The 16879-nt window shown below is 59.7% G+C and carries 12 protein-coding genes; 6 read left to right on the forward strand and 6 right to left on the reverse strand.

Annotated features, from left to right (window positions below):
* The first annotated feature begins 35 nt into the window (after positions 1-35).
* The 6 genes from tig (at position 36) to BMW49_RS21175 (ending at position 8502) form a co-directional block, all read left to right on the forward strand.
* On the forward strand, positions 36-1346 hold the full coding sequence (tig, locus tag BMW49_RS21150; protein ID WP_069519700.1) for a trigger factor: 1311 nt from the start codon (positions 36-38) through the stop codon (positions 1344-1346).
* Positions 1347-1437: 91 nt separating this feature from the next.
* On the forward strand, positions 1438-2079 hold the full coding sequence (clpP, locus tag BMW49_RS21155) for an ATP-dependent Clp endopeptidase proteolytic subunit ClpP (protein ID WP_069519699.1): 642 nt from the start codon (positions 1438-1440) through the stop codon (positions 2077-2079).
* Between the two features lie 96 nt (positions 2080-2175).
* Positions 2176-3456 carry an ATP-dependent Clp protease ATP-binding subunit ClpX gene (gene clpX, locus BMW49_RS21160; protein ID WP_069519698.1) on the forward strand — a complete coding sequence of 427 codons (1281 nt, stop codon included), beginning with the start codon at positions 2176-2178 and terminating at the stop codon, positions 3454-3456.
* 149 nt (positions 3457-3605) lie between these two features.
* Positions 3606-6002, forward strand: coding sequence for an endopeptidase La (gene lon / locus BMW49_RS21165; RefSeq protein ID WP_069519697.1), 2397 nt, complete (start codon positions 3606-3608; stop codon positions 6000-6002).
* A 137-nt stretch (positions 6003-6139) separates the two neighbouring features.
* Positions 6140-6412: a nucleoid-associated protein HU-beta gene (gene hupB, locus BMW49_RS21170; RefSeq protein WP_010490206.1), complete on the forward strand. Its 273-nt coding sequence runs from the start codon at positions 6140-6142 to the stop codon at positions 6410-6412.
* 224 nt (positions 6413-6636) lie between these two features.
* Positions 6637-8502: a SurA N-terminal domain-containing protein gene (locus BMW49_RS21175; protein WP_069519696.1), complete on the forward strand. Its 1866-nt coding sequence runs from the start codon at positions 6637-6639 to the stop codon at positions 8500-8502.
* A 166-nt stretch (positions 8503-8668) separates the two neighbouring features.
* Here BMW49_RS21175 and fabI read toward each other — a convergent pair whose 3' ends face one another.
* From fabI to BMW49_RS21205, 6 genes are read right to left on the reverse strand one after another with little or no spacing between them, the layout of a single operon-like run.
* Entirely contained in the window at positions 8669-9463 is a 795-nt protein-coding gene (gene fabI, locus BMW49_RS21180) for an enoyl-ACP reductase FabI (RefSeq protein WP_069519695.1), read from the reverse strand.
* Between the two features lie 20 nt (positions 9464-9483).
* Complete coding sequence (locus BMW49_RS21185; RefSeq protein ID WP_069519694.1) at positions 9484-11103, reverse strand: ABC transporter ATP-binding protein; 1620 nt, start codon at positions 11101-11103, stop codon at positions 9484-9486.
* A gap of 1 nt (position 11104) precedes the next feature.
* A complete protein-coding gene (locus BMW49_RS21190) occupies positions 11105-12124 on the reverse strand; it encodes an ABC transporter permease (protein WP_069519693.1) in 1020 nt (339 codons plus the stop codon).
* A gap of 2 nt (positions 12125-12126) precedes the next feature.
* Complete coding sequence (locus BMW49_RS21195; RefSeq protein WP_069519692.1) at positions 12127-13215, reverse strand: microcin C ABC transporter permease YejB; 1089 nt, start codon at positions 13213-13215, stop codon at positions 12127-12129.
* Between the two features lies 1 nt (position 13216).
* On the reverse strand, positions 13217-15049 hold the full coding sequence (locus BMW49_RS21200; RefSeq protein WP_069519691.1) for an extracellular solute-binding protein: 1833 nt from the start codon (positions 15047-15049) through the stop codon (positions 13217-13219).
* The gene (locus BMW49_RS21205; RefSeq protein WP_069519746.1) at positions 15046-16875 is read right to left on the reverse strand and encodes an extracellular solute-binding protein; all 1830 of its coding nucleotides are present in this window, start codon (positions 16873-16875) and stop codon (positions 15046-15048) included. The genes BMW49_RS21200 and BMW49_RS21205 overlap by 4 nt, the downstream gene beginning before the upstream one ends.
* Positions 16876-16879: the final 4 nt, after the last annotated feature.

A 16879-nucleotide genomic window follows, 5' to 3' on the forward strand; every position in this document is an offset into this window, starting at 1 on the left:
ATCGGCGGCTTATGTCTGTGCAACGAGGAAAATCCATGCAAGTTTCTGTTGAAAGCACTTCTGCTCTTGAGCGTCGTATGACTGTTGGCGTTTCTGTCGAGCGCATCGAGACCGAAGTCAACAAGCGTCTGCAGCAGACCGCCCGTCGTGCCAAGGTTCCAGGTTTCCGCCCCGGCAAAGTACCGATGAGCGTCATCCGCCAGCGTTATGAAGATGCGGCGCGCCAGGAAGCTCTGGGCGATCTGATTCAGGCCACATTCTATGAAGCTGTGGTCGAGCAGAAGTTGAACCCGGTCGGTTCGCCGGCCGTTGAGCCGAAGTCCTTCGAGAAGGGCAAGGATCTCGAGTACGTAGCCACCTTTGAAGTGTTCCCGGAATTTGAAGTGGGTGGTTTCGACGGTATCGCCATCGAGCGCCTGCAGGCTGAAGTTGCTGATGCCGATCTGGACAACATGCTGGATATCCTGCGCAAGCAGAACACCCGTTTTGAAGCGGCCGAGCGTGCTGCCGAGAATGGCGACCAGTTGACCATCGACTTCGTCGGTAAGATCGACGGCGAAGCTTTTGCCGGTGGCAGCGCCAAGGGCACTCAACTGGTGCTGGGCTCCGGCCGCATGATCCCGGGCTTTGAAGACGCGCTGGTAGGTGTGAAAGCAGGCGAAGAGCGTGTTATCACGCCCACCTTCCCTGAGGACTATCAGAACCTCGACCTGGCCGGCAAAACCGCCGAGTTCACCGTTAGCGTCAGTGCCGTGGCCGCGCCGCAACTGCCTGAGCTGAATGACGATTTCTTCGCCCTGTTCGGCGTCAAGGAAGGCGGGCTGGAAGGTTTCCGTGCAGAAGTGCGCAAGAACATGGAGCGCGAGTTGCGCCAGGCCATCAAATCCAAGGTCAAGAACCAGGTGATGGAAGGTCTGCTGGCCGCCAACCCGGTTGAAGTGCCGAAGGCGCTGATTGGTAACGAAGTCAATCGTCTGCGTGTACAGGCTGTTCAGCAGTTCGGCGGTAACATCAAGCCGGATCAACTGCCTGCCGAGCTGTTCGAAGAGCAGGCCAAGCGCCGCGTGGTGCTGGGTTTGATCGTCGCTGAAGTGGTCAAGCAATTCGACCTCAAGCCTGATGATGCGCGCGTTCGCGAGATGATCCAGGAAATGGCCTCGGCCTACCAAGAGCCTGAGCAAGTAGTGGCTTGGTACTACAAGAACGACCAGCAAATGAACGAAGTACGTTCGGTTGTGCTCGAAGAGCAAGTTGTAGATACTGTTTTGCAGAAGGCTAACGTGACCGATAAATCGGTCTCCTACGAAGAAGCTGTCAAGCCGGTGGAAGCACCCCAAGCCGCCTGATTTTCTGACCTCGTTCGAGCACACCATAAGCCAGCCTTCGTGCTGGCTTATGCGTATTTGAGAAACAACTATCTAGGGAGCGAGTGCAAGAATGTCGCGCAATCCTTTTATGCAACAAATGCCAGACATCCAAGCCGCTGGTGGCCTGGTGCCCATGGTGATCGAACAGTCGGCCCGCGGTGAGCGTGCCTATGACATTTATTCGCGCCTCCTGAAGGAGCGCGTGATCTTCCTGATCGGCCCGGTCGAAGACTACATGGCCAACCTGGTCGCCGCTCAGCTGCTGTTCCTGGAAGCAGAGAACCCGGACAAGGATATCCATCTGTACATCAACTCGCCGGGTGGTTCGGTGACTGCGGGTATGTCGATCTATGACACCATGCAGTTCATCAAGCCTGACGTCTCGACCATCTGCATCGGCCAGGCTTGCAGCATGGGTGCGCTGCTGTTGGCGGGTGGCGCTGCAGGCAAGCGTTACTGCCTGCCGCATTCGCGGATGATGATTCACCAGCCGCTCGGCGGCTTCCAGGGTCAGGCCTCGGATATCGAGATCCATGCCAAGGAAATTCTCTTCATTCGTGAGCGTTTGAACCAGGTTCTGGCGCATCACACTGGTCAGCCAATCGATGTGATCGCCCGTGATACTGACCGTGACCGCTTCATGAGTGGTGAAGAGGCGGTGAACTATCGCCTGATCGATAAGGTTCTCACCCAGCGTCAAATGCCGGCCTAAACGCGCGTTTGCGTATCTCTGACTGCCATGCGGGCTTGAAAACGCCCGCATTTGCCTTCATCTTGTGTTTCACGCCTACGGTATTGGATTGATCGAATGACTGACACCCGCAACGGCGAGGACAACGGCAAGTTGCTTTATTGCTCCTTCTGCGGCAAAAGCCAGCATGAAGTGCGCAAATTGATTGCCGGCCCCTCGGTCTTTATCTGCGACGAGTGCGTCGACCTGTGCAACGACATCATCCGCGAGGAGGTGCAGGAAGCCCAGGCCGAGAGCAGCGCGCACAAACTGCCTGCACCCAAGGAAATCAGCACCATCCTCGATCAGTACGTGATCGGCCAGGAGCGTGCGAAGAAGGTGCTCGCGGTCGCGGTCTATAACCACTACAAGCGCCTGAATCAGCGTGAAAAGAAAGACGATGTCGAGCTGGGCAAGAGCAACATCCTGCTGATCGGGCCGACCGGCTCGGGCAAGACTTTGCTGGCCGAGACCCTGGCTCGCTTGCTCAATGTGCCGTTTACCATCGCCGACGCCACCACCCTCACCGAGGCTGGTTACGTGGGTGAGGACGTTGAGAACATCATCCAGAAACTGTTGCAGAAGTGCGATTACGATGTCGAGAAAGCCCAGATGGGCATCGTCTACATCGATGAAATCGACAAGATTTCCCGCAAGTCCGATAACCCGTCGATTACCCGTGACGTCTCCGGTGAGGGTGTGCAGCAGGCGCTGCTCAAGCTGATCGAAGGTACGGTCGCTTCGGTACCGCCGCAAGGTGGGCGCAAGCATCCGCAGCAGGAGTTCCTGCAGGTGGATACGCGCAATATCCTGTTCATCTGTGGCGGTGCTTTCTCTGGCCTGGAGAAAGTCATCCAGGGTCGCTCGACCCGTGGTGGCATTGGCTTCAACGCCGAGGTACGCAGTGTCGATCTGGGCAAAAAGATCGGTGAATCGCTGCGCGAAGTAGAACCGGACGATCTGGTGAAGTTTGGCCTGATTCCCGAGTTCGTCGGGCGTCTGCCGGTTATCGCGACCCTCGATGAGCTGGATGAGGCAGCGCTGGTGCAGATTCTCACCGAGCCGAAGAACGCACTGACCAAGCAGTACGCCAAGCTGTTCGAGATGGAAGGTGTGGACCTCGAGTTCCGCCCGGATGCGCTCAAGTCCGTCGCCCACAAGGCATTGGAGCGCAAGACCGGTGCACGCGGGCTGCGCTCGATCCTCGAGGGCATCCTGCTCGATACCATGTACGAAATCCCTTCGCAGACCGATGTCAGCAAAGTGGTGATCGACGAAAGCGTAATCGAGGGCACCTCCAAGCCGCTGTTGATCTATGAAAACAGTGAGCCGCCGGCCAAGGCTGCGCCCGACGCCTGATGTGTCGTGTTACATGCTGAAAGCAAGGGGCCCTCGGGCCCCTTTGTTTTTCCGGGATCCCGCTTGTTTTTTACCTGGGCTACCCCCATCTTAGGGTCAAGGGTACTCCCACCGTTCACGGCCGTATGGCCCGTCGCAGAGCCTAAATCATGAAGACAACCATCGAATTGCCTCTCCTGCCGCTGCGCGATGTCGTGGTTTATCCGCACATGGTCATTCCCCTGTTCGTGGGGCGCGAGAAGTCCATCGAGGCACTGGAAGCCGCTATGGCGGGGGAGAAGCAGATTCTGCTGCTCGCCCAGAAAAACCCTGCCGATGATGATCCGGGTGAGGAAGGCCTGTACCGCGTCGGTACGGTTGCGACCGTACTGCAGTTGCTGAAGCTGCCCGATGGCACCGTCAAGGTGTTGGTCGAGGGCGAGCAACGCGGTGAAATTCAGCGTTTTATCGAGGTCGATGGCCACTGCCGCGCCGATGTGCAATTGCTTGATGAGCAAGAGGCTGCCGAGCGCGAGTCTGAAGTATTCGTGCGCAGTCTGCTCAGCCAGTTCGAGCAATATGTACAGTTGGGCAAGAAGGTCCCGGCTGAGGTTCTCTCGTCGCTCAACAGCATTGATGAGCCGAGTCGTCTGGTCGATACCATGGCGGCTCATATGGCGCTGAAGATCGAGCAGAAGCAGGAAATTCTGGAAATCACCGACCTGGCTGCGCGTGTCGAGCACGTCCTGGCACTGCTGGATGCGGAAATCGACCTGCTGCAGGTGGAGAAGCGCATCCGCGGGCGGGTGAAGAAGCAGATGGAGCGCAGCCAGCGCGAGTACTACCTGAATGAGCAGATGAAGGCCATTCAGAAAGAACTCGGCGACGGTGAGGAAGGCCACAATGAGCTTGATGAGCTGAAAAAGCGCATCGAAGCTGCCGGTTTGCCGAAGGATGCCTACACCAAGGCCCAGGCTGAGCTGAACAAGCTCAAGCAGATGTCGCCCATGTCTGCCGAGGCCACCGTGGTGCGGTCCTACATCGATTGGCTGGTCAATGTACCGTGGAAGGCGCAGACCAAGGTGCGCCTGGATCTGGCGCGCGCCGAGGCGATTCTCGATGCCGATCACTATGGGCTCGATGAGGTCAAGGACCGCATCCTCGAGTACCTCGCCGTGCAAAAGCGGGTGAAGAAAATTCGTGGGCCGGTGCTTTGCCTGGTGGGCCCGCCAGGGGTGGGTAAAACCTCTCTTGCTGAATCCATCGCCAGTGCGACTAATCGCAAATTCGTGCGTATGGCTCTGGGTGGCGTGCGTGATGAGGCTGAGATCCGTGGCCATCGGCGCACCTACATTGGCTCCATGCCGGGTCGTTTGATTCAAAAGATGACCAAGGTGGGTGTGCGCAACCCGCTGTTCTTGCTCGATGAAATCGACAAGATGGGACAGGACATGCGCGGCGATCCGGCTTCGGCGCTGCTTGAGGTGCTGGATCCGGAGCAGAACCACAACTTCAACGACCATTATCTGGAAGTCGACTACGACCTTTCCGATGTGATGTTCCTCTGCACCGCCAACTCGATGAATATTCCGGCGGCCTTGCTGGATCGTATGGAGGTGATCCGCCTGCCGGGTTACACCGAAGACGAAAAGATCAATATTGCCATCAAGTACCTGGCGCCCAAGCAGATCCAGGCCAATGGCCTGAAGAAGGGCGAGCTGAGCTTCGAGGACGGGGCGATCCGCGACATTATTCGCTACTACACCCGTGAGGCGGGCGTACGCAGCCTTGAACGGCAGATTGCCAAGGTGTGCCGCAAGGTGGTGAAGGAGCATGTGCGCGACAAGCGCTTCCAGGTCGAGGTCAGCGCCGAGGCGCTCGAGCACTTCCTGGGTGTGCGCAAGCATCGCTATGGCCTGGCTGAAGTGGAAGATCAGATCGGTCAAGTGACCGGTCTGGCCTGGACTCAGGTCGGTGGTGAGCTGCTGACAATCGAGGCGACCGTGGTGCCGGGCAAGGGGCAACTGATCAAGACCGGATCGCTGGGCGATGTGATGGTCGAGTCGATCACTGCCGCGCAGACGGTGGTGCGTAGCCGCGCCAAGAGCCTGGGCATCCCTGTCGACTTCTACGAGAAGCGCGACATCCATATTCACATGCCAGAAGGGGCCACGCCCAAAGACGGCCCCAGCGCAGGCGTTGGCATGTGTACGGCACTGGTTTCGGCCCTGACTCTGATTCCGGTACGTGCAGACGTGGCAATGACCGGGGAAATCACCTTGCGCGGCCAGGTTCTGGCTATCGGTGGACTCAAGGAAAAACTCCTGGCCGCTCACCGTGGTGGCATCAAAACCGTGATCATTCCGGAAGAGAATGTTCGTGATTTGAAGGAGATTCCCGAGAACATTAAGCAAGACCTGCAGATTAAACCGGTTAAATGGATTGACGAGGTCCTGCAAATTGCGCTGCAATACGCCCCGGAGCCCTTGCCTGATGCGGCTCCGGAGTTGGTAGCGCAGGATGAGAAGCGCGAGTCTGATTCCAAGGAGCGAATCAGCACGCATTAGCCGAGGGGCTTCCTTGACACCTTTTTAGAGCCCTTGTTATAAAGCGGCTCTTATGTGTCTGGTAGCCACTCAGCGCACGCTTTTACTTACACAGAAAATCAAGAAACAAACTCAACAGAAATTAAGGGGACTTACGAGTGAACAAGTCGGAACTGATCGATGCCATCGCTGCATCTGCTGATATCCCGAAAGCTGTTGCTGGCCGCGCGCTGGATGCAGTGATTGAATCCGTCACTGGCGCACTGAAAGCTGGCGACTCCGTTGTACTGGTTGGTTTCGGTACCTTCGCTGTCAAAGAGCGTGCTGCACGCACTGGTCGCAACCCGCAAACCGGTAATCCGATCAGCATCGCTGCTGCCAAGATCCCAGGTTTCAAAGCTGGTAAGGCTCTGAAAGACGCCGTTAACTAAGCGTCTTGGGGCATTGCCCTCAGGTCAGCATGAATGTTGGCCTGACTGCGGTGCGGTGATCGAGAGCGTGAAACCACCCGATCGATCAGTTGAACGTCACACACAGAGACTTCAACCGCTCCGCCAGTTACGAGAAGGCGCATCCTCGGATGCGCCTTTCTTCTATCCGGATTTTACCCACGCTGCACGACTGCCGATTATGGTGCGGTCGTTCTGGGGGACGCATGCTGCAAAACATCAGGGACAATTCACAGGGTTGGATTGCCAAGACCATCATTGCTGTCATCGTGGCGCTTATGGCGCTGACCGGTGTCGACGCCATTTTTACCAGTACGAGCAACAGCCAGAACGCCGCCAAGGTTAACGGCGAAGAGATTACGACCGCCGAACTGGGTCAGGCCACCGAGATGCAACGCCGCCAACTGTTGCAGCAGCTGGGGCAGGATTTCGATGCTTCACAGCTCGACGAGCGACTGCTGCGTAATGCCGCGCTGGGCAACCTGATCGAGCGCAAACTGCTGCTGCAGAGTGCCAGCGATGCCGGTTTTGCGTTTTCTCAGCCAGCTCTGGACCAGGTCATCCTGCAAACGCCGGAATTCTTGGCCGATGGCAAATTCAGCGCTGAGCGTTTCGACCAGGTCATACGCCAGTTGGGCTATAGCCGCCTGCAGTTCCGCGAAATGCTCAAGGAAGAAATGCTGATTGGCCAGTTGCGCGCAGGTCTGGCGGGCAGTGGTTTCGTCACCGATGCGCAGGTCGCTGATTTTGCCCGTCTGGAAAAACAGACCCGGGACTTCTCGCTGCTCACGGTAAAAGCTGACGCAGCGACCGTGCAGTTGAGCGATGACGACATCAAGGCTTACTACGATGCTCAAGCCGCGCAGTTCATGAGCCCTGAGCAGGTCGTGCTGGAGTATGTCGAGCTGAAGAAAGACGCTTTCTTCGATCAGGTCCAGGTCAGCGACGAAGACCTGCGCAGTGCCTACGAGACGGAGGTGGGTAATCTCTCTGAGCAACGTCAGGCCGCACACATTCTGGTCGAAGTGAGCGATGCGCTGAACGATGAGCAGGCCAAGGCCAAGATCGAAGAGGTCCAGGCACGCCTGCAGAAAGGCGAAGACTTCGCCGTGCTGGCCAAGGAGTTCTCCGACGACCCGGGTTCGGCTGCCAACGGTGGCGATCTGGGTTATGCCGGTCCCGGTGTCTATGATCCAGCGTTCGAAGAGGCGCTGTATGCCCTCAAGCCTGACGAAGTCTCTGCGCCGGTGCGCAGTGAGTTCGGCTGGCATTTGATCAAGCTGCTGGGTGTGCAAGGCGCTGAGGTGCCGACCTTTGAGAGCCTGAAGGACAAGCTGGAGCGTGATCTCAAGGCGCAACAGGTCGAGCGTCGCTTTGTCGAAGTGAGTAACCAGCTGGAAGATGCTGCGTTCGAAGCTTCGGATCTGTCGCAGCCTGCGCAAGAGTTTGGCCTGGAGGTCAAAACCACCCCTGCTTTTGGTCGTGAAGGCGGCGAAGGCATCACTGCCAATCGTCAGGTTCTGCAGGCGGCTTTCAGCCCTGAAGTGCTGGAAGATGGCAGCAACAGTGGGGTGATCGAACTCGACCCCAATACTGTTCTGGTCGTGCGCGCCAAAGAGCACAAGATGCCCGAGCGCCTGGCGCTGGAGCAGGTGGCTGACGGCATCCGTACGCAACTGACTCAGGTGCGTGCCAGCGAAGCTGCCAAGGCCGAGGGTGAGGCGCTGCTGGCTTCGCTGCGCGAGGGGCAGACACCGTCCGAGCAGGCGCAGTCCTGGCAGGTCGTTGAAGCGGCCACGCGCAGCCAGGACGATGTCGACCCGGCTGTGTTGCAGGCGGTCTTCCGCATGGCCAAGCCAGAAGTGGCGGATAAGCCGACCTTTGCCGGGGTTACTCTGAGCAACGGCGACTATGTCGTGGTCCAGCTTAAAGGTGTGAGTGAGCCGGAAGGTGCGCTGAGCGAGGAAGACAAGGCGACTTATGCTCGCTTCCTGGCCTCGCGCAACGGCCAGCAGGACTTCGAGTCCTTCCGCCGGCAGTTGCAGGACAAGGCTGAGGTTGAGCGTTTCTAATGCGTTCAGGCCCTAGGTAAGCCGCGTAAGCGGCTAACGAAAAACACCCTGCGAAGGCGAGCCTTCGTCAGGGTGTTTTTTTATGTGCATGAAGTGCGATTCGATACTGCCAAAACGAAAACGCCCGGTGCTGAGCACCGGGCGTTCAGGGTGAAACGGCAGACGTTTAGTCTTCCATCGCGCCCATGGCGGTGGTGTTGAAGCCGCCGTCCACGTACATGATTTCGCCGCTGATGCCCGACGCCAGGTCGGAGCAGAGGAAGGCGCCGGCATTGCCGACTTCGTCGATGGTCACGTTACGGCGCAGCGGGGTCTGCTTCTCGTTGGCGGCGAGCATCTTGCGGAAGCTCTTGATGCCAGAGGCTGCCAGGGTGCGGATCGGGCCGGCAGAGATGGCGTTGACGCGAGTACCTTCCGGGCCGAGGCTGCCAGCCAGGTAGCGGACGCCGGCCTCCAGGCTGGCCTTGGCCATGCCCATGACGTTGTAGTTGGGCATGGTGCGCTCGGCCCCCAGGTAGGAGAGGGTGAGCAGGCTGCCGTTGCGGCCTTTCATCAGCTCACGACCGCCCTTGGCCAGTGCGACGAAGCTGTAGGCGCTGATGTCGTGGGCAATGCGGAAGCCTTCACGGGTGGTGACGTCGGTGAAGTCGCCGTCGAGCTGGTCGCCAGGGGCGAAGCCAACCGAGTGAACGATGCAGTCCAGGCCGTCCCACTTCTTGGCCAGGGCTTCGAATACCGAGGCGATTTCTGCGTCGTTGGCCACATCGCACGGGAAGCACAGTTCGGCGTTCGAGCCCCAGCCAGCGGCGAACTCTTCGACACGGCCTTTGAGCTTTTCATTCTGATAGGTAAAGGCCAGCTCGGCACCTTCACGGTGCATGGCGGCGGCGATACCGGAGGCGATGGACAGTTTGCTGGCGACGCCAACGATCAGTACGCGCTTACCACTTAGAAAACCCATGTGCTTTTCCTCTTCCTGCTTTAAGTATTGTCAGTAGCCGCGGGAGCCATGAAAGCGGCTTCCAGCAACTGCTGCGTATAAATATGTTGCGGTGCTGCGAATATCGCCTCTGCCGGGCCTTGTTCGACCACCTGTCCCTGCTTGACCACCATCAACTGGTGGCTCAGCGCACGGACGACTGACAGGTCGTGACTGATGAACAGGTACGTCAGGTTGTACTTGGCCTGCAGCGTACGGAGCAACTCCACTACTTGGCGCTGAACGGTGCGATCGAGGGCCGAGGTCGGCTCGTCCAGCAGTATCAGCGCCGGTTTCAGCACCAGGGCGCGGGCAATGGCGATGCGCTGCCGTTGCCCACCCGAAAACTCGTGGGGGTAGCGGTGCCGCGTTTGCGGATCCAGACCTACCTCCAAAAGCGCGTCGATGATCGCCTGTTCCTGCTCGGCTTCATTACCCATGCCGTGGATGCGCAAACCCTCGCCAACGATCATGCCCACTGTCATACGGGGGCTGAGGCTGCCGAATGGGTCCTGAAACACCACCTGCATCTGCCGCCGCAGCGGGCGAACCTGCTGTTGTGACAAGCCTTGCAGCTCCTGGCCCTGAAAGCGAATGGCCCCCTGGCTGCCGAGCAGCTTGAGGATGGCCAGCCCCAATGTGGATTTACCAGAGCCGCTTTCGCCGACGATACCCAGGGTATGCCCCTGGGGCAGGCTGAAGCGGATGCCATCCACCGCTTTCACATGGTCGACGGTGCGGCGCAGTAGCCCTTTTTTGATTGGGAACCACACGCGCAGGTCGTCGACCTCCAGCAGGGGTGGGCCTGCCGGTGTTGCCACCGGCTTGCCATCGGGCTCGGCACCGAGCAGTTCCCGGGTATAGGGATGCTGCGGCGCACGGAACAATTGTTCACACGACGCCTGTTCGACGATCTCTCCGCGCTGCATGACACATACGCGGTGTGCAATTCGCCTGACCAGGTTGAGGTCGTGGCTGATCAGCAGCAGTGCCATGCCTAAGCGCGCCTGCAAATCCTTGAGCAACTCGAGGATTTTCAACTGCACGGTGACGTCCAGTGCGGTGGTCGGCTCGTCGGCAATCAGCAGCTCTGGCTCGTTGGCCAGGGCCATGGCGATCATCACCCGTTGGCGCTGCCCGCCGGACAGCTCATGGGGAAAGGCCTTGAGGCGTTTGTGCGGCTCGGGGATGCCGACCAGATCGAGCAGCTCCAGGGTACGGGCGGTGGCCGCTTTGCCGGACAACCCCTTGTGCAGGGCCAGCACCTCATTGATCTGCTTTTCGATGTTGTGCAGCGGGTTGAGCGAGGTCATCGGCTCCTGAAAGACCATGGCAATACGGTTGCCACGGATACCGCGCAGGGCCTTTTCATTGAGCTTGAGCAGGTCCTGGCCGGCGTAGTGGATACTGCCCGCCGGGTGCTGCGCCAAGGGGTAGGGCAGCAGGCGCAGGATGGAGTGGGCGGTCACCGATTTGCCGGAGCCGCTTTCGCCGACCAGGGCGAGGGTTTCGCCACGCTGAATATCAAAACTGATGTGCTCGACCACGCGCTGGCGGGACTCGCCGGTAACGAACTCCACCGCCAGGTCGCGTACTTCGATGAGGGCTTTCTCTTCGCTCATGTCATTTCCTCGGGTCGAAGGCATCGCGGGCGGCTTCGCCGATGAATACCAGCAGGCTGAGCATTACGGCCAGCACGGCAAAAGCGCTGATGCCCAGCCAGGGCGCCTGCAGGTTGGACTTGCCCTGGGCGACCAGCTCACCCAGCGAGGGTGCGCCGGGCGGCAAGCCGAAGCCGAGAAAGTCGAGTGCGGTCAGGGTGCCGATGGCGCCGGTGAGGATGAACGGCATAAAGGTCATGGTCGAAACCATGGCGTTGGGCAGGATATGGCGAAACATGATTGCCCCGTTGTCCATGCCCAGGGCGCGGGCGGCACGCACGTATTCAAGATTGCGTCCACGGAGGAACTCGGCGCGCACCACATCCACCAGGCTCATCCAGGAGAACAGCAGCATGATGCCCAACAGCCACCAGAAGTTCGGTTGCACGAAGCTGGCGAGAATGATCAGCAGATAAAGCACCGGCAGCCCGGACCAGATCTCCAGAAAGCGTTGCCCGACCAGGTCCACCCAGCCGCCGTAGAAGCCCTGCAACGCACCGGCGAAGACGCCGATCACCGAACTCAACAGGGTCAGGGTCAGGGCGAACAGTACGGAAATACGGAAGCCGTAGATCACCCGCGCCAACACATCACGGCCCTGGTCGTCGGTCCCCAGCCAGTTGACCGAGGAGGGCGGCGCTGGTGCCGGCACTTCCAGGTCGTAATTGATGCTCGAGTAGCTGAATGGGATAGGCGGCCAGAGCATCCAGCCGTCCTTTTGTTCGATCAGCTCCTGGATATATGGGCTTTTGTAGTTGGCCTGCAGCGGGAATTCGCCGCCGAAGGTGGTTTCCGGGTAGCGCTTGAACACCGGGAAGTACCACTCGCTGTCGTACTTGACCAGCAGCGGCTTGTCGTTGGCGATCAGCTCGGCGCCCAAGGTACCGAAGAACAGCGCCAGGAAGATCCACAGTGACCACCAGCCGCGCTTGTGGGCCTTGAACAGGGCGAAACGTCGTTGATTGAGCGGGGAGAGTTTCATGCTTAGCCCTCCCGGCTTTCAAAGTCGATACGTGGATCGACCAGGGTATAGGTGATATCGCCGATCAATTTCACGATCAGTCCCAGCAAGGTGAAAATGAACAGAGTGCCGAACACCACCGGATAGTCCCGGTTGATGGCCGCTTCAAAGCTCATCAGGCCCAAACCGTCGAGGGAGAAGATCACCTCGATGAGCAGGGAGCCGGTGAAGAATATGCCGATAAAGGCCGCCGGAAAGCCGGCGATGATCAGCAGCATGGCGTTGCGGAATACGTGGCCGTAGAGCACGCGGTTATTGCTCAGGCCTTTGGCCCGGGCGGTGGTCACGTATTGTTTGTTGATCTCGTCGAGAAAGCTGTTTTTGGTCAGCAGCGTCAGGGTGGCGAAGTTGCCGATTACCAGCGCGGTCACCGGCAGTGCCAGGTGCCAGAAGTAGTCGAGGATCTTGCCGCCCAGGCTGAGTTCGTCGAAGTTATTCGAGGTCAGGCCGCGCAGGGGGAACCAGTCGTAATAGCTGCCGCCGGCGAACAGCACGATCAGCAGAATAGCGAACAGGAACGCCGGGATCGCATAGCCGATGATGATCGCCGAGCTGGTCCAGACATCGAAGGCACTGCCGTGGCGGGTAGCCTTGGCGATGCCCAGGGGGATGGACACCAGGTACATGATCAAGGTGCTCCACAGCCCCAGGGAGATCGACACCGGCATCTTCTCGATGATCAGGTCGATGACCTTGGCGTCGCGAAAGAAGCTGTCGCCGAAGTCCAGCCGGGCATAGCTGGTGAGCATGATCCAGAAGCGTTCCGGCGCCGATTTGTCGAAGCCGTACATCTTTTCAATTTCCGCTACCAGGTCCGGGTCCAGGCCCTGGGCGCCGCGGTAGTTGGAGCCGGCCACGGCCACTTCGGCACCACCGCCACCCGAGACGCGCCCGGTGGCACCGCCTGAGGCGGCATCAAAACCTTCCAGTTTGGCGATCATCTGCTCGACCGGGCCGCCGGGTGCGGCCTGGATGATGATGAAGTTGATTATCAGAATGCCCAGCAGGGTGGGGATGATCAGGAGTAGACGACGGAAGATATACGCCAGCATCTCAGTGCTCCGTGCTCGCCGGTGCGGCGCTGTCAGTGGCCGCTGGCTGCTCGCGCAGCCACCAGGTATGCAGGCCGATGTCGTACTGTGGTGTCACCTTGGGGTGGGCGAAGCGGTTCCAGTACGCCACACGCCAGGTCTTGATGTGCCAGTTGGGGATCACGTAGTGGCCCCACAGCAGCACGCGGTCTAGAGCCCGTGTGTGGGCAATCAGCTCCTGGCGCGAATCGGCCTTGATCAGGCCTTCGACGAGTTGATCGACGGCTGGATCCTTCAGCCCGATGAAGTTACGGCTGCCGGGGTTGTCGGCGCTGCTGGAGTGCCAGTATTCACGCTGTTCGTTGCCCGGCGAGTTGGACTGGGGGAAGCCGCTGACGATCAGGTCGAAATCCCGCGAGCGCAGCCGGTTGATGTATTGCGAGACGTCTACGCGGCGAATGACCAGCTCCATGCCCAGGTCTGCCAGGTTGCGTTTGAAGGGCAGCAGGACGCGTTCGAATTCGGTTTGTGCGAGCAGGAACTCGATGCTCACCGGTTGGCCGTTGGCATCGAGCATGCGATCGCCGTCGACGCGCCAGCCTGCCTGTTGCAGCAGTTGGTAGGCGCGCCGTTGTTGCTCGCGGATGATGCCGCTGCCATCGGTCTGCGGCACGCTGAACGCCTGGTCGAAGACCTGCGGCGGCACTTGTGCGCGCAAGGGTTCAAGCAGTTTCAGTTCGTCGTCGCCGGGCAGGCCGCTGGAAGCCAGTTCGGAGTTGTCGAAATAGCTGTGGGTGCGGGTGTAGGCACCATTGAATAGCTTCTTGTTGGCCCACTCGAAGTCGAACAGCAGTGACAGTGCTTCACGCACCCGGGCATCCTGAAACACCGGGCGGCGGGTGTTGAAAATAAAGCCCTGCATGCCTGTAGGGTTATGGTTTTCAATCTCTTCTTTGATAAGTTGGCCGTTGGCTACTGCGCTGGTGTTGTAAGCGGTCGCCCAGTTTTTCGCACTGGTTTCCAGCCAGTAGTCGAACTGACCTGCCTTGAGTGCTTCCAGGGCGACGGTGTTGTCGCGGTAGTAGTCAGTCACCAGGTTGTCGAAATTGTAGAAGCCCCGGTTGACCGGTAGGTCCTTGCCCCACCAGTCCTCGACCCGCTGGTAGCGAATCGAGCGACCGGCCTGCACATCGGCGACCCGATACGGGCCGCTACCCAGGGGTACTTCCAGGTTTCCACGGGTGAAATCGCGGGTTTCCCACCAGTGTTTGGGCAGCACTGGCAATTGCCCGAGGATCAGCGGTAGCTCGCGGTTGCCGGCATGCTTGAAAACAAAGCGCACGCGCTGGCTGCTTTCGACCTCGACCCGCTCGACATCGGCGTAGTAGGCACGGTACATCGGCGCGCCTTTGCTCATCAGGGTATCGAAGGTGAATTTGACGTCTTCGGCGGTAACCGGCTGACCATCGTGAAAGCGCGCTTCGCGGCGCAGGTAGAAGCGTACCCAGCTGTTGTCCGGTGCTTTCTCCATCTTCTCGGCGAGCAGGCCGTACTCGGTGAAGGGTTCATCCAGGCTGTGGCGGGTCAGGGTGTCGTAGATCATGCCGATATCGTCGGCGGCCACGCCCTTGTTGATAAACGGGTTGAGGCTGTCGAAGCCGCCGAAGCCCGCCTGGCGCAAGGTTCCGCCCTTGGGCGCATCCGGGTTGACGTAGTCGAAGTGCTGGAAGTTGGCCGGGTATTTGGGAGCTTCGTCGTACAGGGTCAGGGCATGCTTGGGCGCGGCCTGGGCCGCGAAACCGAGCAGCAGGGCAGCGCCACCTGCGAGCAGGCGTAAGCGCAAAGGGCGTGTCATCGTGCGTTCTCCGTAGGTTTCAGCCACCAGCTGCGCAGGCCCAGGGTGTAGGGCGGCGTGGTGACGAAGGCAAACCGGTTGCGGTACGCCAGGCGGTGATAGTCGATATACCAGTTGGGAATGCTGTAGTGCTGCCACAGCAGCACGCGGTCGAGGGCGCGGGTCGCGGCGATTTGCGCATCGCGGGTCTGCGCCGAGAGCAACTTGTCGATCAGGGCATCGACCACTGGATGGGCGACACCTGCGTAGTTTTTGCCGCCCTTGACGGAGGCTTGGCTGGAGTGAAAGTAAAGCGACTGCTCCAGCCCTGGGCTCAGGGTTTGCGGCAAGGTCAGCAGCACCATGTCGTAGTCGAACTGGTCGAGACGCTGCTTGTACTGAGCCCGGTCGATGGTGCGCAGATTGGCCTGAATGCCGATGCGCGCCAGGTTCTCGGTGAAAGGCTGGAGGATGCGTTCAAGGTTGGGGTTGACCAGCAGAATTTCGAATTGCAGGGGCTCGCCCTGAGCATTGAGCAGGCGCTGGCCTTTGGGCGTCCAGCCAGCTTCGGCCAATAGACCCAAGGCGCGGCGCAAGGTTTCCCGCGGGATGCCGCGGCCATCGGTCCTGGGCACCTGGAAGGCTTCATTGAACAGACGCCCCGGCAGCTGTTTGCGGTAAGGCGACAACAAGAGCCATTCCGCGCCTTCCGGTTTGCCGGTGGCGGAGAACTCACTGTTGGGGTAGTAGCTGGCCGCCCGCGTGTAGGCGCCGTTGAACAGGGTGCGGTTGGTCCACTCGAAGTCGAACATCAGCCCCAATGCCTCGCGGACCTTGCGCTGGGCAAAGGTCGTGCGGCGGGTGTTCATGAACAGGGCCTGGGTCTGGGTCGGGATGCGGTGAGCGATTTCGGCCTGCACCACATCGCCGCGTGCCACCGCCGGAAAGCGATAGCCATTGGCCCAGTTTTTTGCTTGCTGCTCGATGTAAACGTCGAACTCGCCAGCCTTGAACGCCTCGAAGGCAACATGGCTATCGCGGTAGAACTCCACCTCGACCCGGTCGAAATTGTACTTGCCCCGGTTGACCGGCAGGTTCGCGCCCCACCAGTCCTTGACGCGCTCGAAGGTCAGGCTGCGGCCGGGGCTGACCTGGGTGATGCGATAAGGACCGCTGCCCAGCGGCGGCTCAAAGGTGGTGGCCTTGAAATCGCGGTCTTTCCAGTAATGCTGGGGCAGGACCGGCAGCTCGCCAAGGCGCAGGATCAGCAGCGGATTACCGGCACGCTTGAAGACGAAGCGGATGCGGTGGCGATTGAGAATGTCGACACGCTTCACTTCCTGCAGATTGGTGCGGTACAGCGGGTGGCCTTGCTTGAGCAGGAGGCGGTAGGAAAAAGCCACATCGAAGGCGGTGATCGGCTTGCCGTCGTGAAAGCGTGCCTCGGGGCGCAGATTGAAGACCACCCAGCTGCGATCCTCGCTGTACTCCACGCTACGGGCGATCAGCCCATAGCTGGAGGCCGGCTCATCGCCTGAGGGATCGTAGGGGCCGGTGCCCGCCATCAAGGGTTCATTCAGCTCGGTGACGCCGTACTGCAAAAAGTTGGCGGTGCCCACCGGGCTGGTGCCCTTGAAGGTATAGGGGTTGAGGGTATCGAACGTCCCAGCTGCCATCATGCGCAGCGTGCCGCCTTTGGGGGCTTCGGGGTTGACCCAGTCGAAATGGGTGAAACTGGCCGGGTACTTGAGCGCGCCGAACTGGGCATAACCATGCCGCTCCACGAGGGTCGCCCCGACGGGCAGGCTGGTAGCCAGGCTGAATATCAGCAGGAGGAGGGGGCGTATCAAA

The sequence above is a fragment of the Pseudomonas cuatrocienegasensis genome (genome assembly GCF_900110925.1).
GTDB lineage: Bacteria > Pseudomonadota > Gammaproteobacteria > Pseudomonadales > Pseudomonadaceae > Aquipseudomonas > Aquipseudomonas cuatrocienegasensis.